Below are 19931 nucleotides of genomic sequence, written 5' to 3'. Positions count from 1 at the left end.
CCCCGACCGGCTACGACCCTACCTCCCTGAGGCCCCCGGGGTGACATCGAGTCGGCCCATACACGGCAGGGCGGTCCGTACCCACCAGTAGGGGTACGGACCGCCCGCCATGTTCATGCGATTGTCACGCAGAGTCAGCTGCTCAGCGCGGCAAGCGCCTTCCCGATGAGGGCCGTGCGGTCGGCCGCCGCGGTGACGTGCTCCAGGCCGAAGCCCAGCAGCACGGTGTCGTCCGTGGTGACCGCTCCGTACGTCTTGAAGAGCTCACCGGAGAGCCCCCAGTCCTGGACGACCGCCGGGCTGCCCGCGGGCGGTCCGGGGACGCTCCAGGCGCCGAGCGAGGTCTCGAAGCCCTCGACCGCGCCGGCCGCGCCGCCGATGACGACGGTGGCGTTGTCGGCGAGAACTCCGTGACCGCCCGAGCCCGGGTCGGTGATGTAGCTCAGCGACACCTCAACCGTCTTTCCGGCGTACGCGGAGAGGTCGAAGTTGACCTCCTGCCATCCGTCGGAGGCTCCGGTGAAGCTGTTCCAGGAGCCGCTGGTGCCGGTGGGCGTGCAGGCGCCCGCGCCCAGGGTCAGATAGCGGGCGAGGGCGGGATGCCCCTGCATGAAGAAACCGGCTTCGCACTCCGCGGGAACGGCGGTGCTGGTGGCGCCGCCCTTCTCCGGGAGCGTGGTCCAGTCGTCGGCCCCGGCCGTGTGCGCTTCCAGCACGGCGTGGTCGTACGCCTCCTCGGTGTCCCACAGGAGCTGCGTGCGCAGCGTGGGCGCGTCGGCCGCGCTCACCCCGGTGAGGTCGATGGTGCGGGTGAGGCGGTTCCAGGCGTAGTCGGAATGGGTGACGGCCGCCATGGACGCGCCTTCGTAGGGGCCGTACGGATTGACGGTCCCCGGGTACTGTCCCGCTCCCGCGCTCGTGAACTGGGGGAACGTCGCCGCGGGCAGGGTGTCCGAGGTGACGCTGTAGGCCCCCGCCGCGTTGAGCGGGTTGCCGGGTGCGTCACCGAGCGCTCCGGCGGCGCCCGCGAGCTTGCCGGACCCGGTGAAGGCCGTGGCCCCGGGAGTGGTCGTACGGGAGTAGGCGCCCAGGTAGTACTGGCTGAAGTCGTTCGTCAGAGCGCCCGGAAGTGCGACGGTGCCGCCCGCCTGCTCGCCGGCCTCGATCAGCTTGCCGCCCTCGTTGAGATAGGCGCGCAGCTGAAGCTGGGTGGTGTAACCCGGCCGGTCGGCGCCCGTGTAGTGGACGACCGTCTTGAAGTGGCCGAGCACGCCGAGCGCGTCGGGTGCTCCCAGCGCCGCGACGTCCCAGACGAGGGGCTTGCGGCCGTTGGCCTTGAGCGCGTCGACGTACGCCTGGGTCTGGGTGGCGGTGACGGTCTCCTCGGCGATCACAAGGGTGTCGGCGCGGGGCCGTTCGGCGATGGTGTACGTGAAGTGCTCACTGGAGGTGGGCTTTCCGCTCTTCGTCTCTCCGGTGAACCAGACCTCGACCTTGTCGCCCGGGACGCCGTCCTGGACGAGGGCGCGGTACTCGTCGAAGTAGAGGTTGTCCTCGCCTCCGAAGGTCTCGCCGCCCTTCCACGGCTTGAGCGCCTGGTCCCACGTACGGCCGCCGTTGACGCGGTACTTGAGCTCCTTGTCGCGTACGGACTTCCGGACGACGACGGAGACCTCCTGGTCGGCGCCGCGCGAGTACGAGGTCGAGAAGGCGGCCGGCGTGAAGTCGGCTGCGTCGAGGCCGACCACCGAGGAGGTCGACTGGTCGGGGTGGACCGCGGTCTCGGCGACGGAGAGGGCGAACGGGACGTTCTTCGCGAACTCCTGCTGGATCAGCTTCTCGTCGTCCGGGAAGGTGAAGATCGACTCGCAGTCGGCCGCGTTCCAGGCGTCGTTCGGGTCGATGTTCGACGCGGTCTGGCAGGTCGACATCTCGGGAGTGAACATCGCCAGGCCGTTGACGTTGGACGCGTGGCCGTCGGCCTCACCGTTGGTCGTGTACAGCTCGGAGGAGACCTGCGGGTGGTAGCCCGGGATCGCGGGGTTCTCAGGTGTACCGGCAAGTGCCTCGTACAGCACGTCGTCCGGGCTCGGGGTCGCCACCTGCCAGCCGACTCCGTAGAGGATCAGTTCGGCCGCGGAGTGGTAGTTGATGCCGTACGTGAAGCCGATGCGCTTCTCGAAGGCGTCGAGTGCCTTGGTCTCGGGCTCGGAGCCTGCGCTCGCGCCGCGGTACGTCTGGCTGGTGGGGGTGGGGGACGAACCCTCGTCGTCGTAGCCCCACTTGTAGGCGAAGTTGCGGTTGAGGTCGACGCCGTCGCCGGTGGTGATGACGCCGTCGCCGTTCACGTCGCGCATATTCTTGCGCCACTGGCGGTCACCGGCGGCGTCGAACGTGAAGTCGTAGCCGTCGGGGTTGGCGGAGATGACGAACCACAGCTCGGTCGAGTCGACGATCTTCTTGATGCGCTTGTTCGTCGAGTAGTTGTCCAGGTAGTAGTGCATCAGACGCCGTGTCATCTCGGGCGTGATCCACTCACGGGCGTGCTGGTTGGACATGTACAGCACGGAGGGCTTGGCGCCGTCCTTGGTCTTCTTGGCGCCCTTGGTGAGCTTGAGCGCCAGAATGTCCTGCCCCTGGAGGGTCTTTCCGATGGAGACGACCTTGGTGAGGTCGGGATGGGCCTGGCCGGTCTTGACGATCTCCTCCTGGAGATTGCCCGCTCCGCTGTACGGGCGGTACACGCCGTCCCCCGCGGCCGCCACCCTCGCCAGCGCCTTCGCCGAGACCTTGTGCTCGGCGAGGTCGACGCCCTTGTCCTCCAGTTGCTCCGCCTGCTTGTCGGTGAGGTAGACCTCGACCTCGGCGGTGCCCTTCTGCGGTACCTGCTCGCCGAGTTCGTGTGCGTCCTGACCGGCCGCCAGCAGCAGGGGTACCTGCTCCTTTGTGACATCGGCGCGGAACACCTTCACGGCGTCCGCGGCCGGGTCGGCCGAACTGCCGTTGTCCGCTTGAGCGATGGGCGCCAAGCTCGCCCCGCCCAGCATGAGTGCTGCGACGGCGAGGATCGATCTCGCTCTTCGTCTCATGAGCCCCCCTTGCAGTTGTCCGGCACATCTGTGCGCAGACGCCAGGCTGGTCACGCTCCATGATCATGTCAAGACGGCATCAAAGAGAGGCAAAAAGCCGCTGGTGCCCGAATCGGCACCAGCGGCTTCCGGCGTGAACTGCACGCCCGTCCCGGCCAGTTGTCCACGAGGGCGCTGTGCCCTCCGCTCAGGACCAGGCCATCAGGCTGTCCGCACGGCCTCAGACGGCCATGTTGTCCGCCATCTCCTCGGTGAGGCTCGACTCCGTCCCGGGGATGCCCAGGTCCTGGGCCTTCTTGTCGGCCATCGCGAGCAGCCGGCGGATACGGCCTGCGACGGCGTCCTTGGTCAGCGGCGGGTCGGCGAGCGCGCCCAGCTCCTCGAGCGAGGCCTGCTTGTGCTCCATGCGCAGCCGTCCGGCGGCCGCGAGGTGCTCCGGCACCTCGTCGGCGAGGATCTCCAGGGCGCGCTGCACACGGGCGCCCGCGGCGACGGCGGCACGGGCCGAGCGGCGCAGGTTGGCGTCGTCGAAGTTGGCCAGCCGGTTCGCCGTGGCGCGGACCTCGCGGCGCATCCGCCGCTCCTCCCAGGCCAGCACCGACTCATGGGCGCCGAGCCGGGTGAGCAGCGCCCCGATCGCGTCTCCGTCCCGTACGACCACGCGGTCCACGCCGCGGACCTCGCGGGCCTTGCCCGCGATCTGGAGCCTGCGCGCCGCGCCGACCAGGGCGAGCGCCGCCTCGGGGCCGGGGCAGGTGACCTCCAGGGAGGACGAGCGGCCCGGCTCGGTGAGCGAGCCGTGCGCCAGGAACGCCCCGCGCCAGGCCGCCTCGGCGTCGCAGGTGGCCCCCGAGACCACCTGCGGGGGCAGGCCTCGGATCGGGCGTCCGCGGCCGTCCACGAGCCCCGTCTGACGGGCCAGCTGGTCGCCGCCCGCGACAACGCGTACGACATAGCGGGAGCCGCGGCGCAGACCGCCGGGCGCCATCACGATCAGTTCGGAGCTGTGGCCGAAGATCTCCAGAATGTCCCGCTTCAACCGGCGCGCCGCCATCGCGGTGTCCAGCTCCGCCTCGATCACAATCCGGCCGCTCACCAGGTGGAGGCCGCCGGCGAACCGCAGAATGGCGGAGACCTCCGCCTTTCTGCAGCAGGTCCGGGTGACGGGGAGCCGGGAAATCTCGTCCTTCACCGCTGCCGTCATCGCCATGGGCCGATCCTTCCATGCATCCGAAAAATACGGTCGTACGCGGCGGCCAACAGCTCCGGGTCGTGCCGCGGAGATCCATCGGTCCGGGCCACCGGCGCCAGCTCGACCGCGGCGCCGAGCCGCTTGGCGGCATCGGTGAGCAAGTCGCGGTCGGGCACGGCGGCCTCGTCGGCCAGCACCACGTCCAGGGCGAGTTTAGGGGCGTGTCGTCCCAAAACCTCCAAATGACGCTGCGGAGAGAAGCCATCGGTTTCTCCGGGCTGCGGGGCGAGGTTCAGGGAGAGTACCCGGCGCGCCTTCGTCTGGATGAGCGCGTCGAGCAGTTCGGGCACGAGTAGATGCGGGATCACCGAGGAGAACCAGGAGCCCGGTCCGAGCACCACCCAGTCCGCGTCGAGGACCGCCGCGACGGCTTCGGGGACGGCGGGCGGGTCGTGCGGCACGACGTGCACGGACTGCACCTCACCGGGCGTGAGCGCCACGGTGGCCTGACCGCGCACGGTGTCGATGTCGTCGGGCCTGTCCGGATCGTGCCCCTTGACCAGCGCCTGGAGCTCCAGGGGGACTGCGGACATCGGCAGCACGCGGCCGTGCGCGCCGAGGAGCCTGCCGACCAGGTCAAGGGCCTGGACATGGTCGCCGAGCTGCTCCCACAGGGCGACGATCAGCAGATTGCCGACCGCGTGCTCGTGCAGGTCGCCCTTGGACTGGAAGCGGTGCTGGATGACCCGGGCCCAGGTCTGGCCCCAGTCGTCGTCGCCGCACAGCGCGGCCAGGGCCTTGCGCAGGTCGCCGGGCGGGAGCACGCCCAGCTCGTCGCGCAGGCGTCCGCTGGAGCCGCCGTCGTCGGCCACGGTGACCACGGCGGTGAGGTCGCCGGTGATCCGGCGCAGTGCGGCGAGCGAGGCGGACAGGCCCATGCCGCCGCCGAGGGCGACGACCTTGGGCTGGGTGCCGCGGCGGCGCGGCTTGCCGCCGCGGCCGTCGGGGGTCACCCGGCGCAGCCTGCTCAGCCGCAGTGATGCACGTCCGGTCATTCGCGGCCCATGTCCCGGTGGACGACGACCGTCTCCACTCCCTCGGAGGCCAGCCGGGCGGCGAGCTTCTCGGACATGGCGACCGAGCGGTGCTTGCCGCCGGTGCAGCCGACCGCGATGGTCACATAGCGCTTGCCCTCGCGGCGGTATCCGGCCGCGATGAGCTGGAGCAGCTCGGCGTAGCGGTCGAGGAACTCCTTGGCGCCGGGCTGGTTGAAGATGTACGCCGAGACCTCTTCGTTGAGGCCGGTGAAGGGACGCAGCTCCGGGACCCAGTGCGGGTTGGGCAGGAAGCGCATGTCCGCCACCAGGTCGGCGTCGACCGGAAGGCCGTACTTGAAGCCGAAGGACATCACGGTGGCCCGCAGCTCGGGCTCCTCCTCGCCCGCGAACTGGGCGTCCATCTTGGCGCGCAGCTCGTGCACGTTCAGGCTGGAGGTGTCGATCACCAGGTCGGCGTCGCCGCGCAGCTCGCGCAGCAGTTCACGCTCGGCGGCGATGCCGTCGACGATGCGGCCGTCGCCCTGGAGGGGGTGCGGGCGGCGCACCGACTCGAAGCGGCGCACCAGTGCCTCGTCGGAGGACTCCAGGAAGACGATCCGCCGGGTGACGCTCTTGGACGCCAGGTCGGCGAGGGACTCGCGGAGGTTGTCGAAGAAGCGACGGCCGCGTACGTCGACGACGACCGCGATCCTCGCCACGTTGCCCTGGGAGCGGGCGCCGAGCTCCACCATGGTGGGGATCAGCGCGGGCGGCAGATTGTCGACGACGAACCAGCCGAGGTCCTCCAGACACTTGGCTGCCGTCGACCGGCCGGCGCCGGACATCCCGGAGATGATCACCAGCTCGGGGATGGCGGCGTCCGGCACCGCGGGCGTGTCCATCGTCGTACTCTCCTGTGCGCTGTCGGTACCGTCCGCACCCTTGTCGGACTGTGGTTCGTTTGCCTGACCGTCGTCGGTCTGTGCGTCGCTCACTTGACCGTCGCCGGTCCGTGGTTCGTGTTCCTGTCGTTCGTTCTCGCTCATGTCTCCTGCCCCCGTCGCTTGTCCGAGGTGCCCGCGGTCACGGGCTCCTCCGGGGAGCCCGCCGTCGTTTCGGGCGCCCCGTCTTCCTCGTCTTCCATGATCTCTCCAGTCGCCGTGTTGACGGCGGGGGCGGCCGGGGCCGCCTGGGCGAGGGCCACGGCGATCATCTCGGCCGTTTTGCGGCCTATACCGGGAACCTCGCAGATCTGGTCGATTGTCGCGGATCGCAGCTTTTTCACCGAACCGAAGTGCTTGATCAGTGCCTGTTTACGCGTCTCGCCCAGGCCCGGCACGTCGTCCAGCGGGCCCGACCTGAAGCGCTTGGCCCGCTTGACGCGCTGGTAGGTGATCGCGAAGCGGTGGGCCTCGTCACGGACCCGCTGCAGCAGGTACAGGCCCTCGCTGGTGCGGGGCAGGACCACCGGGTTGTCGTCGTCGGGCAGCCACACCTCCTCCAGGCGCTTGGCGAGGCCGCAGACGGCGATGTCGTCGATGCCCAGCTCGTCCAGGGCCTTCTTGGCGGCCGCGACCTGCGGCTGCCCGCCGTCGACGACGACGAGCTGCGGGGGGTAGGCGAAGCGTTTGGGGCGCCCGTCGTCCTCGGTGAGCGCGTTCTCGCCGTCCGCCCACTCCCCCGTCTTCTCCTTCTCGGCGATGTAGCGCCTGAAGCGGCGGGTGATCACCTCGTGCATGGACCGGACGTCGTCCTGGCCCTCGAAGCCCTTGATCTGGAAGCGCCGGTACTCGCTCTTGCGCTGGAGCCCGTCCTCGAAGACGACCATCGACGCCACGACGTCGTCGCCCTGGAGGTGCGAGATGTCGTAGCACTCGATGCGCAGGGGCGCGCTGTCCAGTTCGAGGGCCTCGGCGATCTCCTCCAGCGCGCGCGAGCGGGTGGTCAGGTCGGAGGCGCGCTTGGTCTTGTGCAGGACGAGGGACTGCTGTGCGTTGCGCCGCACCGTCTCCATGAGCGCCTTCTTGTCGCCACGCTGCGGGATCCGGAGGGAGACGTTCGACCCGCGGCGCTCGGTCAGCCACTCCTGGACGGTCTCCGCCAGCTCGGGCAGCGCCGGGACGAGCACCTCCTTGGGGACGGAGTCGCCCGTCTCCTCCCCGTAGAGCTGCTGGAGCGCGTGTTCGACGAGATCACCGGTGGTGACGGCCTCCACCTTGTCCGTGACCCAGCCGCGCTGGCCGCGCACACGGCCGCCGCGTACGTGGAAGATCTGCACGGCCGCTTCCAGCTCGTCCTCGGCGACGGCGATCAGGTCGGCGTCGGTCGCGTCGGCGAGCACGACCGCGCTCTTCTCCATGGCCTTCTTCAGGGCCTCGATGTCGTCGCGCAGGCGGCCCGCCCGCTCGTACTCCATCTCCTCGGCCGCGTCCGTCATCTGCTTTTCGAGGCGGCGGATGTACGTCCCCGTACGCCCTGCCATGAAGTCGCAGAACTCCTCGGCCAGGTCACGGTGTTCGTCGGCGGAGACGCGCTCGACGCAGGGGGCGGAGCACTTGCCGATGTAGCCGAGGAGGCAGGGGCGGCCGGTGCGGACGGCGTTCTTGAAAACACCGGCGGAGCAGGTGCGTACGGGGAAGACGCGCAGCAGCAGGTCCACGGTGTCGCGGATCGCCCACGCGTGTCCGTAGGGACCGAAGTAGCGCACGCCCTTGCGCTTGTGGCCGCGCATCACCTGGACGCGCGGGAACTCCTCGTTCATCGTCACCGCGAGGTACGGATAGCTCTTGTCGTCGCGGTACTTGACGTTGAAACGGGGGTCGAACTCCTTGATCCAGGAGTACTCCAGCTGTAGCGCCTCGACCTCCGTGGACACGACCGTCCACTCCACGGACGCGGCCGTGGTGACCATGGTGCGGGTGCGGGGGTGGAGGCCGGCCAAGTCCTGGAAGTAGTTGGCCAGGCGCTGGCGCAGGCTTTTCGCCTTCCCGACGTAGATCACCCGGCGGTGCTCGTCGCGGAATTTGTACACCCCGGGAGAGTCCGGGATCTGTCCCGGCTTGGGGCGGTAGCTGGAGGGGTCGGCCATGTCTCACACCCTACTGGCGAGGGCTGACACCACGGCGGCCTCCCGGCTCCGCCTGTGGACAGAACGTAGGGCAAGGTCTCAGCGCGATTCCAGGAATGTCAGGACGGCCAGGACCCGGCGGTGGTCGTCGGAGGCCTCCGGGAGGTGGAGTTTGCCCAGGATGCTGCGGACGTGTTTCTCGACGGTGCCCTCGGTGACCCACAGCCGGCGGCCGATGCCGGCGTTGGAGCGGCCCTCCGCCATGAGCGCGAGAACCTCCCGCTCGCGGCCGCTGAGGAAGGACAGCGGGTCGTCGCGCCGCTGGGCGGAGAACAGCTCCCGCACCAGGGAGGGGTCGACGACCGAGCCGCCCCGGTGGATCCGGTCGAGCGACTCGATGAACTCGTCCACGGCCGTGACCCGGCTCTTCAGGAGGTACCCGACCTTGTGGCCCCCGGCCAGCAGCTCCAGGGCGTCCTCGACCTCGACGTAGGCCGACAGGACCAGGATGCCGGTGGCCGGGTGGAGCTCTCTGATCGTGCGGCCCGCCTTGAGGCCCTCGGTCGAGTGGTGGGGCGGCATTCTTATGTCGATGATCGCCAGGTCCGGGCGTTCGTCGGCGACCAGCTCCAGGAGCCGTACGGCGTCACCGGCCTGCCCGGCCACTTCGTAGCCGACGCGCTCGCAGAGACTCGCGAGGCCTTCCCTGAGCAGGATGTCGTCGTCGGCGAGGACGACCCGTCCCCGCGCGGGCTGCTTATTGGCGTCCATGGTCCCGGCTCCCGTTGCCCGCGTGTGTGGCGCGATGCGCCCCCAACAGCCTGCCGGAACGCGGGGGTTACTGCTAGCCGGAAGCGGAATTGGGGGCTGGCGGTGACGACACGCGGACATCGCGGGTCCATGCTCGAACCAGTGCAGATGCAAGGGGCCGGCCGTCCCGGGCGAGGGACGGCGGGCCACTTGACGGAAGGACAGCGGGAGATGCGGCGGACACGGATCGAGCAACGACGGCGGTCGGTCCGTGTCCGCCGGTACGAGGACGAGGTGCGGTCCTTCCGCGACGCCCTCGACCCGCGGGATCCCGACATCGTGCGCGCCAAGGGTCTGCGGCTCGTGCGGCGTGACGGCACCGCTTGCCCGTAGCGGCTGCCTGGTGTCCGTCTGACGCCTGATGCCTGCCCCGAGGCGTTTTCCTGCCTCTCCGGACCCGGGGGCGGTCACACGTCCGTCGGCCGTTCCCGCAGCGGCAGCCGTACGGTCAGGGTCGTGCCGCTTCCTGGTGGGCTGGTGATGCCGAGCCTGCCGCCGATCGCCTCGACGCGGTCGACGAGCCCGATGAGACCGGAGCCGCCACCCGGGTCGGCACCACCGCTCCCGTCGTCGCTGATGGTCACCTCCAGGACGTCGTCGTACGTCCGGGCCTCCACCTGTACGACCGTGGCGCGCGCGTGCTTGGCGGCGTTGGTGAGGCATTCGGAGGTCACGTAGTAGACGGCGACCTCGGTCGGTTCGGGAAGGCGGTCGGGGGGCAGCCGGAGATCCAGCTCCACGGGGACCGCGGAGCGGCGGGCGAGGGCTCGCAGGGCGGGTCCCAGACCGCCTCTGGAGAGGATCGCGGGGTGGATGCCGCGGGAGATCTGCAGCAGGTCCTCGAAGGCGTCGTCGAGGCCTTTGCCGATGTGCGCCAACTGCTGGGAGACATCGGCCGATCGGTCCTCCATCATGGACTCGGCCGTCCGAAGGTCCAGTTGGAGCGAGACGAGACGCTGCTGGACACCGTCGTGCAGATCGCGCTCGATACGGCGCCGGGACGCGTCCGAAGCGGCCACCACGCGCGCGCGTGAGGCTCTCAACTGGGCCTGGCTGTCGGCGTTGGCGATGGCGGTGGCGACGAGTTCGGTGAAGTCCGCGAGCCGGGACTCGGTGCCCGGAGGCAGCGGCTCCGGGCCCGTGGAGGCCGCGACGACGGCACCCCACAGGCGGTCGTCGACGACTATCGGGGCGCCGACCGAGCGTCCGGCGCGGGCCGGACCGCGGGTGTGGGCCACCTCTGCGGCCGCCTCCTCCCCCGCGCTCGTGTCGGCGTGGGCCGAGCCGAGAACCGTGACGGCGCCGTCGGCCTCGTACCGCAGGACGGCCGCGGGGCCCGTGCTCAGCACCATTCCGACTTCTCGCGCGACCGCCGCGAACACCTCGTGCGGCGGGTCGCCGCGGGCCACGAGGGTGGCGACGCGGCGCAGCGCGGCCTGCTCGCGGTCGGCGCGGCGGCTCTCGGTGACGTCGCGCGCGGCGGCGTAGATGAGGCCCTCTCCGGTCACGGGGCGAGCGCTCCACTGCAGCCAGCGCTCGGTGCCGTCGGCGCGCAGGCAGCGGTTCTCGAACTCGGCGGACTCGGCGCCGTTCGCCAGGCGGTCGAGGACGGCCCGCGTGCGTGCCCGGTCCGCCGGGTGGACGAACTCCAGCCAGGGCCTGGCGAGCAACGTGCCGGCGGGGTGGCCCAGGGTGCGTTCGAAGGCCGGGTTCAGTCGCTTGAAGTAGCCGTCGGTCCCGCAGATGCACAGCAGGTCGAGGGAGAGGTGGAAGATGCTCGCCAGTTCCCGCTCGGCCTTGCGGCGCCGGCCGTGCGCGGCGGCGAAGGACGCCATGGTGGCGTTCATGCCGCCCAGCAGTTGTGCCCAGGCGCCGTCGAACGCGGCGACGTCCGCGCGATGGCCGAGCCGGTTGTCGTCGATCGCCGTGCTCATGGTGCGGATCTCGGCGGCGAGGCGCTCGCTGGTCACATGGAGTTCGCGGAAGGTGTCGGCGACGACGCCTATCTCGTCGCGCCCCGTGTAGTGGACGTCGTACGACAGATCGCCCTCGGCGAGGGCCTTGGCGCCCTCGGACACCTCGCTGAGCGGCCGTGAGATGGAGCCGCCCAGGACCAGAGCGAGGACGGTCACGGCGAAAAGGACCCCTACGGAGAGGGCGAGTTCGCGCTCGCCGCGGGCCTGGGCGGCCTTCAGGCCCTGGTCGGCGTCGGCGGCGAGTTCGTCTGCCGCGTCGTGCGCGATGCCGCGCAGAGCGGTGAGCCGGTCGCCGGAGGCCGTGAGCCAGTGCTCCAGGGAGGGGAGTTGCGGCTGTGCGCCTCCGGCTGCCAGGAGGGTTTCCCGGGTCGCGCGCACGGTGCGGCCGGCGGGCTGCAGCAGCACGCCCGCGAGGCGGGCGCGGAGCGGCCCCGAGGCGGTCTGGCGGAAGGTGTCGAGCTGGGCGGCCTCCAGGGCGGACCAGCGGCCGGCAGCGGCGTCCTGGCCGTCCGGGTGCGGTGTCGCGAGCAGGGCGGCGAGCGCGACGCGTTCGCGCGCGGCGGCCTCGATGGCGCCCAGGACCGCCAGGTAGGCGTCACCGGCGCGGCCCGAGGCCCGCGTGGGCCGGCCGGAGTCGAGGCGGCGGACGGTGTCGAGCAGATACGTCGCGACCGTCGCGTACCTCTGTTCGATCTGCGCCGCGGTGAGCGCACCGCTGCCCGACTCCAGCCGGACCGCGTGGAGTTGGTTGTCCACGGACCCGAGGACGCCGGCGACGTCGGGCTGTCCCTCGTGGCCGGAGGCGGTGCCCTCGGCGGCCGTGAGGGCGCGGTCGGTGGCCCGCCGGGCCGCGTTCCGGTCGGCCACCGTGCCCGGCCGGTCCGGAGCGGCCTGGGCGAGGACCTCGGCGAGGCGTTCGCGGGCGACGGCGTCGTAGAACCCGGCTGTCGCGAAGGACACCTCGGTCGAGGCCTTGAAGTCCTTGAGGGTGTGCGCCTCGTTCCACTGGGCCATCGCGGAGAGGACCGTGAAGGCGAGCAGCCCGGCGACCGGCGGCAGGACGAGCAGCATCAGCTTGGTGCGCACCCTCAGCCGCGCGAGCAGCGGTGGGCGGGCACCTGCCACGCGCGCGGGGCGCCGGCGGCGTACGAGGAGGCGGGCGCCCCGCATGCCGGGAGTGAGTCTCATGGCCCGTCGGCCGGGTAACCCTGGTGATCGGCGAGGTCCTTGTCGATCTCGCTGACCGCCTGGTCCAGTGCGGCTTTCACCGGAGCGTGTTCGACGACGATCTTCGCGAAGGCCTTGGAGAAGGCCAAGGTCACAGCGGGGTAGGCAGGCGTCTGCGAGCGTGGCCTCGCCACCGTCCTCAACTGGTCGATGAACAGGCGTTCCGGGCCGCCCTCCGCGAAGGCCGGCGAGATCTTCACGGCACTGTTCGTCGCCGGGATCGCCCCGTTCGCCTGCGTCATACGGCGGATCTGCTCGGGCTTGAGCAGATAGGCGAGAAAGCGCCAGACCGCGTCGCCGTCGGTGGCTCCGGTGGTGACACCCCACTGCCAGGACCCCATGCCGGTGACCGTGCCCTCGCCGAAGTCGGGCAGCGGGACGATCTTCACGTCGCCCGGGAACGCCTTCGTGTACTCGCCGTACATCCAGTGCCCCACCCAGGAGATCGGACTGCGCTCCTTCGTGAAGGCCTTGTCGTCCTTGTCGGGATCGATCAGCCCCTCCTTGGACCAGTTCTGCAGGGTGGTGAGGGCTTCGACCGTCTCAGGGCTGTTCAGGAACCCGTCGGCCGTGCGGTGGGTCCTGGGGTCGATGAGATCGCCGCCGGCCGACCAGACGGCGGGCGCGAAGCCGTAGGTGTTCCATTCGCTGCCCGCGGCCGCGTAGTTGAGCCGGAGGTCGAGCGGGCTCTCGTACCCCTGTTCGCGGAGCGTGTGGAGGATGCCGGTCAGCTCGGTGGCCGTCCAGGCGTCGTCCGGGCCGCTCGGGATGCGGATGCCGGCCTTCTTCAGGACCGAGGGGCGTACGTACAGGCCGAGGCCGGAATCGAAGGTGCCGACTCCCCACAAACGGCCCGCATAGGTGCCTTGTTCGCGGATCGAGGGCAGCAGATCGCTCTTCACGCTGTCGGGCACACAGGAGTCGATCGGCTTGAGCTTGCCGGACCAGGCGTAGTTGTAGAGGTTCGGGCCGTCGAAGTCGAGCAGGTCGGGCAGTTCGCCGCTGGCGGCCGCGGATTCGACCAGATCCGTGTACTGGCGCTCCTCGGGCAGCGAGATCAGTTCGACCCGTACGGCCTTCTGCCCGGCGTTGAAGTCCTTGACCTGACGGCGCAGCGTTTCGAACTCCCCGCTCGGGCCCGCGTGGAACCACATGGTGATGTCGGTGGTGCCCTTGAGCTCTCCGTCGCACGTGGTGTCCCCGCGCGCCCTGGAACGCTCTCCGTCGTCCCCTCCCCCACCGCATCCGGCCAGCAGGAGGGCCGCACAGAGCGCTCCTGGGAGGAACACCCGCCGCCAAGTTCGGCTTGGTTTCCGTTGGAGCAACTTCAACGTGCACTCCCATCCAACCGACGGGACACGGCCACCCCAGGGCATCGTCATGCTACCGCCCGTGACTCACCGCTGCTCTCCGTGAGCGCGAAACTCCGTTTCCGGCAAAGGACTCCAGCACTTTCCGGCTAGCTGCAAGGCGCACCGGTCCACCCGTTGGGAAGCTGCCAGCATGTCCATGCGCTGTCTCCTCGTCGACGACAGCGCCCGGTTCCTGGAGGCCGCGCGCGCCCTGCTCGAACATGGCGGGGTGCAGGTCGTCGGTATCGCCTCGACGGGCGCGGAAGCCTTCGCACGAGTGGCTGAACTGTCCCCGGACGTCGCCCTGGTCGACATCGACCTGGACGGCGAGAACGGCTTCGACGTGGCGCGACGGCTTGCGGGCGATGTACCCGCCGTCATCCTCCTCTCCACCCATTCCCTGGAGGACTTCCAGGAACTCGTCGCGGCCAGCCCGGCCCACGGCTTCCTCCACAAGTCGGCGCTTTCGGCGCCGGCGATACGGGAGTTGCTCGGATGCGAGGGCTAGGCGACCGCTGGGCGCGGGCGTACGGTCACCCGGACGCGAGGGTCGGGCGCCTGCTGGGGCGCCTGTTGCGCATCAGGTGTTGTCGCGGCTTGGTCAACACGCTTCAATGCGGTGGAACTTGAGGCCGCGAACGGCGACACGCGCGCGTGAACAGACCCCGCGCGCCGACCCGGTGGCCCCGACCACCCGCACGAGCGGCCTGACCAGCCGTTGTGAGCATTCACAGAAAGGCCCCTGCATGCGGCACGGCACACAGCACGCGGACCTCGCCACGGCGGAACTGGAGACGGCCCTGCGGGGCGGCCCCTTCCATATCGCGCTGCGCGCCGCGATCGCCGCCCGCGGGCTGCCCCTGCAGCGGGTACAGCACCACTTGTCGCGGTACGGGGTCAAAGTCGGGGTGACCAGCCTGAGTTACTGGCAGCAGGGCGCCCGGCGCCCGCAACGCCCCGAATCGCTGCGCGCCGTCCGCGCCTTGGAGGAGATCCTCCAGCTCCCGGACGAGTCACTGATCCGACTGCTCGCCAAGGCCGACGAGCACCCCGTCCCGGAACGCCCCGCGGGCCGTTCGTACCGCGCTCTCGTGGAGGCCTCCGGCGTCCTGGAGCGGCTTCTCGCCGAACTGGAGTCGCCCCTCGACAGCGGGCTGCACACTCTCGGCCACCACGAATGCGTACGCATAGGCGCGCACCGCGAGCTGATGGGCCGCGAGTCGCACCACATAGTTCGCGCCCACAAGGAGGGCGTGGACCGCTATATGGCCATCCACCATGGCGACCCGGGTTGCGCTCCGGAGCGGATGGCGGTCCGCGCCCTGGAGAACTGCCGTACGGGGCGCGTGCGTTGGCACCGGGACACCGGAGTATTCGTGGCCGAGCTGCTCTTCGACACGCGGCTGCGCCCGGGCGACACATACCTCTTCCGCTACGGCTTCGACGACGGCACGGCCGGGGTGTCCAGCGAGTACGTGCGCGGATTCAGCTTCGCGGGCGGGCAGTACGCCCTCCAAGTGCGGTTCGCCGAGGAGACGTTGCCCGTGCGCTGCCACCGGTTCACCCAGCACTCGGCGGCGGCCCCGCGCAGTGGCCGCCAGGAACTGACACTGAGCGGTCACCATCGCTCGGTGCACCTGGTCGAGCCGCGGGTGCGGTCGGGGATCGTGGGGATCGGGTGGGACTGGGAGTAACCGCTCCCAGGCGCCGCTTCGGGCGGGCACTTCCGGCACCGGCTGGTCCGGCACCGGCTCGGACAGGCACGCCCGGCACTGACCTGGTCCGGCGTGCCGGCCCCGCGGCGGCTCAGGCGCCGGGCCCCGCGACGATCTTCCCGTCCTTGTCCTCGACGGACAGCTCTTTGAGCGGCACGGCGGCCGGCACCTGGAGGACCTTGCCCGTCGTGGCGTCGAACTGACTGCCATGGCACGAGCAGGTGAGCGTCGTGCCCTCCAGCTTGTCGATGGGGCACCCGGCGTGCGTGCAGATCGAGCTGAACGCCTTCAGCGCACCGCTCTCGGCGCGGCTGACCACGACGTTCTGATCCCGGTACAGCTTGGCGCTCCCCTTGGCGACCTCGCTGTCCACGCCCAGCTCGACCGGCGCGGTCGGCCTCGCGGGCGTCCCGCCGTCTCCAACGCCGGAGCAGGCGGCGAGAGCCGCCCCGGCGACCGGGGTGAGCGCCGCTCCCCGCAGGATGGTGCGGCGGCTCGCGGACGGACGGCCGGGCATGGCATCTCCACTGGTCGAAGTTGTGTCAATCGGCGATATGCCAATCGGTGGTGCGTCAATCGGTCGAGCGCGATGAGGGCACTACAGGTGCACGACGCATGCATGACGCATACATGACCCGTACATCCGGGGTCCTCGCATGGCGACGATACCGGCACAGATCATTCCGCCTGGCGCGGGGTGGAGGTCGGCGCCGAGGCGCACGTAAACGCTTACGTAAGCGTTTACGTGTGCCGCCTGATGGGATAGGTTCCCTCGCGAGGAACCGGGTCCCAGGGGAGGGAACTCAATGGCGACGATGGTCGATGTGGCCCAGCGCGCGGGTGTGTCCACCGCGACCGTCTCGCATGTACTCAACGACACGCGCCCCGTGCGGCCGGCCACGCGCCAGGCGGTGCTCGAAGCGATGGACGCGCTCGGCTACACGCCCAACACCCTGGCCCGTTCACTGGTCACCTCACGAACACGCTCCATCGGCCTCGCAGTGTCGGCGATCAGCAACCCGTACTTCACGGAAATCCTGCAAGGGGTCGAGGCCGGAGCACTGGAGCACGGCTACGGCCTGCTCATCGCCGATCCGCACGACGACCCCGTACACGAGCGGAAGGTCGTCCAACTACTGCACGAGCGCCGCGTCGACGGCATGATCGTCGCGCCCTCGGCGGATCCGGACGAACTGCTGGACTACCTCGGAAAACACGACGTGCCGACCGTGTTCCTGGACCGACTGGTCGACACAGCCGCCGACACACGCGTCGGCACACGCGTCGGCACAGGCGTCGGCACAGCCGCCGAGACGCCCTCCGACGACTCTTCGGGCGCACCTCAGGACACCTCCTTCCACTCCTTCCGCTTCGACCAGGTCTGCACCGAGAACGCCGAACCCATGGCGCAGTTGGTCACGCATCTGGCGGAACTGGGCCACAAACGCATCGGACTGGTCGCGGGCCTGCCCGGGCTCAGCACCACGACCGAGCGGATCTCCGGCTACCGGCACGGCCTCGCGAACGCCGGACTCCCCTACGACGAACGGCTCGTGGCGCACGGCGACTCCCAGTCCTCCGCCGCCGAGCGCACCACCCACGCCCTGCTTTCTCTCGCGGCACCGCCCTCCGCACTCGTCACCGGCAACAACGCCATGACGATCGGCGCACTGCGCGCCCTGCGCGAGCGAGGCCTGTCCGTACCGGACGACCTGGCCCTGTGCTGCTTCGACGACTTCGCCTGGGCTGACCTGTTCACGCCCCGGCTGACCGCGATCTCCCAGCCCAGCAAGGAAATCGGCGCCCAGGCCGTCCAACTCCTCCTGGAACGGCTCGCGTCACCCAGCCGTCCGGGCCGTACCGTCCGGCTGCCCTCCACCCTCGTCCACCGCACCTCGTGCGGCTGCCCCGAGGATCCTGAGAAGACCGAGGCTTTCGCGAGCCCCGGGCACCCCCAGAGCACCGAGAAAGGACCCGTGTCGTGATCGTCGTCGCCGGTGAGGCCCTGATCGATCTGGTACCGCAGGGCGCGGGCGCGCTCGTGGGCCTGCAACCGGCGCTCGGCGGCGGGCCCTACAACACCGCCGTGGCACTGGGCCGCCTCGGCTCCCCCACTGCCTTCTGCTCCCGGGTCTCGTCCGACGCGTTCGGCGAGGCACTCCTGAACGGGCTGCGCGAGGCGGGCGTCGATGTGTCCTCCGTGCAGCGCGGAGCGGAGCCGACGACCCTCGCCGTCGCCTCGATCGGCGCGGACGGCTCGGCCTCGTACTCCTTCTACGTCGAGGGCACGGCGGACCGCCTCTTCACGGCCCCCGCCCAACTCCCGGACGAGACAAGGGCGGTGTCCTTCGGCACCTGCTCGCTCGTCCTGGAGCCGGGCGCGAGCGCGTACGAGGAGCTGATGCGGACCGCCGCCGCACAGGGCGTGTTCACCACCCTCGACCCGAACATCCGGGCCGGGCTGATCCCCGACGCGGACGCCTACCGGGCACGGTTCAAGAGCTGGCTCCCGTCGGTGGCACTCCTCAAGCTCTCCGAGGAGGACGCCCTGTGGCTCGGCGGCACCCCGCGCGAGTGGCTGGCGTCCGGGCCCGCCGCCGTGGTGATCACTCAGGGCGGCGATGGTCTGACGGCGTTCACCCGCGACGGCTCGGCGCACTCCGTACCCGGCGAAGAGGTCGAGGTCGTGGACACCATCGGCGCCGGCGACACGGTGAACGCGGCACTGCTGCACGGCCTGGCCGCACGCGACGCCCTGTCCCCGGCGGCCTTGGCGGACCTGGGCCCCGAGGGCTGGACCGACCTGCTGCGCTTCGCGGCCCGTGCGGCGGCGATCACCTGCTCACGAGCGGGAGCGGAACCGCCGTACGCCTCCGAACTCAGCGCCTGAAGGTCCGCCCTCAGCCACTGACAGCCCGCAGCGCCCCCGGCCGACGCCCGTTGAGACGGTCCAGTGCGGTGGCCGTGGCGTCGTCGGCGGGAAGGTGTACGACCATGCGGTGACCGTCGTCGGGCAGGGCGAGCGTCTCGTACGCCAGGCGCAGCGGGCCGGCCTCCGGGTGGACGACGAGGTCGGTCCCCGCGCGCCGGGGCAGGGCGGGTACGGCGGCGAGCCGGTCGGCGAAGAGGGCTCCAGCCGTCACCGTCAACTCATCTGCCATGGCGGTGACATGAGGGTCGTGCAGCGGCGCTTCATGCCTGAGGTACGCGACCTGTTCGTCGGCCAGCCGGTCCCAGTCGGAGTAGGCCGCGCGCGCCCGCTCGTCGGTGAACACGTACCGGAGGATGTTGGGCTGCTGCCCGTCGAGCACTCCGAGCGGTCCGGCGAGGCTTCGATAGCCGGTGGTGTACGCGAGGATGTCGCCGATCCAGTTGATGAGCACGGCAGGTGCGGGCTCCAGCCCGTCCAGCATCGCCCGCACGGTCGGGCGGACGGTGCGAGTGGGTTCCGTCGCCGCGGAGCACAACACGGCGTCGTGGCCTGCCTCCTTGACGATCCGGCGCAGCAGGATCCGCTCCGCCACCGGCAGATTCAGCGCGTCGGCGAGCACGCCCAGCACCTGGGCCGACGGGTTGCGGTCGCGGCCCTGTTCCAGCCGGGTGAGGTACTCGACGCTGATCCCGGCGAGCGTGGCCAGCTCCGAGCGGCGCAGCCCCGGCGTGCGACGGCGCGGCCCGGTCGGCAGCCCGGCCTCGGCGGGTGTGATCGCTTCCCGGCGTGCGCGGAGGAAGGTGCCCAACTCGTTGTCGCTCACCGGTAGAACGTACAACGTGTGCGTCACCGGATCGTGGCCCTGTCACTACCACCATCCGCCCGGTCTCCCTCCCGCTCGCCGGTCGGCGCAGGGTGGGTCCATGACCTACGACAACTCCACGACCACGCATGCCGCTTCACTGCCGCTAGCATCCGGCGACTGGGAGCTCGACCCTCTCCACTCGGCCGTCAACTTCACCATTCGCCACCTCGGGATCGCCAAGGTGCGCGGACGCTTCGGTGAGGTGCAGGCCGGACTCTACGTCGGCGGGACGGCCGACGATGTGAGGGTGAGTGCCGAGATCGCTCTTGCCTCCATCGACACCGGGAACCCGGACCGCGACGCGCACACCCGCTCGGCCGAACTGCTCGACGTCGAGAAGCGTCCGACGATGGCGTTCCGCTCGACCCGGGTGTCCGGCGACGGTGAGGAGTGGTCGATGGAAGGGGACTTGACCATCGGGGACGTGACCCGTCCTGTGACGTTCGCCGTCGAGTTCGGCGGGGTGGTGGACTCCCCCGTCGACAGTCGCAAGCACGCCGGGTTCGAGGCGACGGGCGAGATCCGGCGCAGCGACTTCGGACTCGATTTCGGGACTGGATTCCTTGGTGATGTTGTCAAGGTTCAACTGGACATGCAGTTCGTGGAACCGCAGGAACAGGGCGGCTGACTGTGCAACGGACGGCGCCCCACGGGAGTTCCCGTGGGGCG

16 protein-coding genes are annotated in these 19931 nt (G+C 70.4%); 6 read left to right on the top strand and 10 right to left on the bottom strand.

What is annotated here, in order from left to right:
• Nucleotides 1–134: 134 nt before the first annotated feature.
• From OG246_RS21495 to OG246_RS21470, 6 genes are all read right to left on the bottom strand, one after another.
• The gene (locus tag OG246_RS21495) at nt 135–3089 is read right to left on the bottom strand and encodes a M14 family metallopeptidase (protein WP_266465794.1); all 2955 of its coding nucleotides are present in this window, start codon (nt 3087–3089) and stop codon (nt 135–137) included.
• Between the two features lie 220 nt (nt 3090–3309).
• The gene (gene whiA, locus OG246_RS21490) at nt 3310–4299 is read right to left on the bottom strand and encodes a DNA-binding protein WhiA (RefSeq protein ID WP_266465791.1); all 990 of its coding nucleotides are present in this window, start codon (nt 4297–4299) and stop codon (nt 3310–3312) included.
• Nucleotides 4290–5336 (bottom strand): uridine diphosphate-N-acetylglucosamine-binding protein YvcK, encoded by a 1047-nt coding sequence (gene yvcK, locus OG246_RS21485; protein WP_266465788.1) that lies wholly within the window; start codon nt 5334–5336, stop codon nt 4290–4292. Before yvcK ends, whiA begins: the two co-directional genes overlap by 10 nt.
• Nucleotides 5333–6364, bottom strand: a complete 1032-nt coding sequence (gene rapZ / locus OG246_RS21480; RefSeq protein ID WP_266465786.1) for an RNase adapter RapZ — start codon at nt 6362–6364, stop codon at nt 5333–5335. Before rapZ ends, yvcK begins: the two co-directional genes overlap by 4 nt.
• Nucleotides 6361–8406, bottom strand: coding sequence for an excinuclease ABC subunit UvrC (gene uvrC / locus OG246_RS21475; protein ID WP_266465783.1), 2046 nt, complete (start codon nt 8404–8406; stop codon nt 6361–6363). Before uvrC ends, rapZ begins: the two co-directional genes overlap by 4 nt.
• 78 nt (nt 8407–8484) lie before the next feature.
• Entirely contained in the window at nt 8485–9156 is a 672-nt protein-coding gene (locus OG246_RS21470) for a response regulator transcription factor (protein WP_266465780.1), read from the bottom strand.
• 210 nt (nt 9157–9366) lie between these two features.
• On the opposite strand from OG246_RS21470, the gene OG246_RS21465 reads away from it, so the two are divergent.
• Complete coding sequence (locus OG246_RS21465) at nt 9367–9528, top strand: hypothetical protein (protein WP_266465777.1); 162 nt, start codon at nt 9367–9369, stop codon at nt 9526–9528.
• A 74-nt stretch (nt 9529–9602) separates the two neighbouring features.
• Here OG246_RS21465 and OG246_RS21460 read toward each other — a convergent pair whose 3' ends face one another.
• Both OG246_RS21460 and OG246_RS21455 read right to left on the bottom strand, forming a co-directional pair.
• Entirely contained in the window at nt 9603–12359 is a 2757-nt protein-coding gene (locus OG246_RS21460) for a nitrate- and nitrite sensing domain-containing protein (RefSeq protein WP_266465775.1), read from the bottom strand.
• The gene (locus OG246_RS21455) at nt 12356–13687 is read right to left on the bottom strand and encodes a sugar ABC transporter substrate-binding protein (protein WP_266465772.1); all 1332 of its coding nucleotides are present in this window, start codon (nt 13685–13687) and stop codon (nt 12356–12358) included. Before OG246_RS21455 ends, OG246_RS21460 begins: the two co-directional genes overlap by 4 nt.
• A 214-nt stretch (nt 13688–13901) precedes the next feature.
• Between OG246_RS21455 and OG246_RS21450 the strand changes: the two genes are divergently transcribed.
• Nucleotides 13902–14258 carry a response regulator transcription factor gene (locus OG246_RS21450; protein WP_266465770.1) on the top strand — a complete coding sequence of 119 codons (357 nt, stop codon included), beginning with the start codon at nt 13902–13904 and terminating at the stop codon, nt 14256–14258.
• Nucleotides 14259–14496: 238 nt separating this feature from the next.
• Nucleotides 14497–15444 carry a hypothetical protein gene (locus tag OG246_RS21445; protein WP_266465767.1) on the top strand — a complete coding sequence of 316 codons (948 nt, stop codon included), beginning with the start codon at nt 14497–14499 and terminating at the stop codon, nt 15442–15444.
• A 112-nt stretch (nt 15445–15556) separates the two neighbouring features.
• Here OG246_RS21445 and OG246_RS21440 read toward each other — a convergent pair whose 3' ends face one another.
• Complete coding sequence (locus OG246_RS21440) at nt 15557–15982, bottom strand: Rieske (2Fe-2S) protein (RefSeq protein WP_266465765.1); 426 nt, start codon at nt 15980–15982, stop codon at nt 15557–15559.
• A 289-nt stretch (nt 15983–16271) separates the two neighbouring features.
• Between OG246_RS21440 and OG246_RS21435 the strand changes: the two genes are divergently transcribed.
• Together OG246_RS21435 and OG246_RS21430 are read left to right on the top strand one after the other, a co-directional pair.
• Nucleotides 16272–17450, top strand: coding sequence for a LacI family DNA-binding transcriptional regulator (locus OG246_RS21435; protein WP_266465762.1), 1179 nt, complete (start codon nt 16272–16274; stop codon nt 17448–17450).
• Nucleotides 17447–18355, top strand: coding sequence for a carbohydrate kinase (locus tag OG246_RS21430; RefSeq protein WP_266465759.1), 909 nt, complete (start codon nt 17447–17449; stop codon nt 18353–18355). The genes OG246_RS21435 and OG246_RS21430 overlap by 4 nt, the downstream gene beginning before the upstream one ends.
• Nucleotides 18356–18365: 10 nt before the next feature.
• Here the strand turns inward: OG246_RS21430 and OG246_RS21425 are convergent, their stop codons facing one another.
• The gene (locus OG246_RS21425) at nt 18366–19220 is read right to left on the bottom strand and encodes a helix-turn-helix domain-containing protein (protein ID WP_266465756.1); all 855 of its coding nucleotides are present in this window, start codon (nt 19218–19220) and stop codon (nt 18366–18368) included.
• A 100-nt stretch (nt 19221–19320) separates the two neighbouring features.
• Here OG246_RS21425 and OG246_RS21420 point away from each other — a divergent pair, with 100 nt between their 5' ends.
• Nucleotides 19321–19890, top strand: a complete 570-nt coding sequence (locus OG246_RS21420) for a YceI family protein (protein WP_266465753.1) — start codon at nt 19321–19323, stop codon at nt 19888–19890.
• Nucleotides 19891–19931: the final 41 nt, after the last annotated feature.

The organism is Streptomyces sp. NBC_00620 (genome assembly GCF_026341825.1).
In the GTDB taxonomy this organism is placed as follows: Bacteria; Actinomycetota; Actinomycetes; order Streptomycetales; family Streptomycetaceae; genus Streptomyces.
The sequence above is the reverse complement of the archived record's forward strand: the minus strand, read 5'-3'. Positions and strand labels throughout refer to the sequence as shown.

Excerpts from the sequence above, each read along its gene's own strand:
- whiA (WP_266465791.1), bottom strand. The coding sequence starts at position 4,299 with ATGGCGATGACGGCAGCGGTGAAGGACGAGATTTCCCGGCTCCCCGTC.
- OG246_RS21435 (WP_266465762.1), top strand. The coding sequence starts at position 16,272 with ATGGCGACGATGGTCGATGTGGCCCAGCGCGCGGGTGTGTCCACCGCG.
- uvrC (WP_266465783.1), bottom strand. The coding sequence starts at position 8,406 with ATGGCCGACCCCTCCAGCTACCGCCCCAAGCCGGGACAGATCCCGGAC.
- OG246_RS21460 (WP_266465775.1), bottom strand. The coding sequence starts at position 12,359 with ATGAGACTCACTCCCGGCATGCGGGGCGCCCGCCTCCTCGTACGCCGC.
- OG246_RS21495 (WP_266465794.1), bottom strand. The coding sequence starts at position 3,089 with ATGAGACGAAGAGCGAGATCGATCCTCGCCGTCGCAGCACTCATGCTG.
- rapZ (WP_266465786.1), bottom strand. The coding sequence starts at position 6,364 with ATGAGCGAGAACGAACGACAGGAACACGAACCACGGACCGGCGACGGT.
- OG246_RS21465 (WP_266465777.1), top strand. The coding sequence starts at position 9,367 with ATGCGGCGGACACGGATCGAGCAACGACGGCGGTCGGTCCGTGTCCGC.
- OG246_RS21450 (WP_266465770.1), top strand. The coding sequence starts at position 13,902 with ATGTCCATGCGCTGTCTCCTCGTCGACGACAGCGCCCGGTTCCTGGAG.
- OG246_RS21470 (WP_266465780.1), bottom strand. The coding sequence starts at position 9,156 with ATGGACGCCAATAAGCAGCCCGCGCGGGGACGGGTCGTCCTCGCCGAC.
- OG246_RS21420 (WP_266465753.1), top strand. The coding sequence starts at position 19,321 with ATGACCTACGACAACTCCACGACCACGCATGCCGCTTCACTGCCGCTA.
- OG246_RS21445 (WP_266465767.1), top strand. The coding sequence starts at position 14,497 with ATGCGGCACGGCACACAGCACGCGGACCTCGCCACGGCGGAACTGGAG.
- OG246_RS21440 (WP_266465765.1), bottom strand. The coding sequence starts at position 15,982 with ATGCCCGGCCGTCCGTCCGCGAGCCGCCGCACCATCCTGCGGGGAGCG.
- yvcK (WP_266465788.1), bottom strand. The coding sequence starts at position 5,336 with ATGACCGGACGTGCATCACTGCGGCTGAGCAGGCTGCGCCGGGTGACC.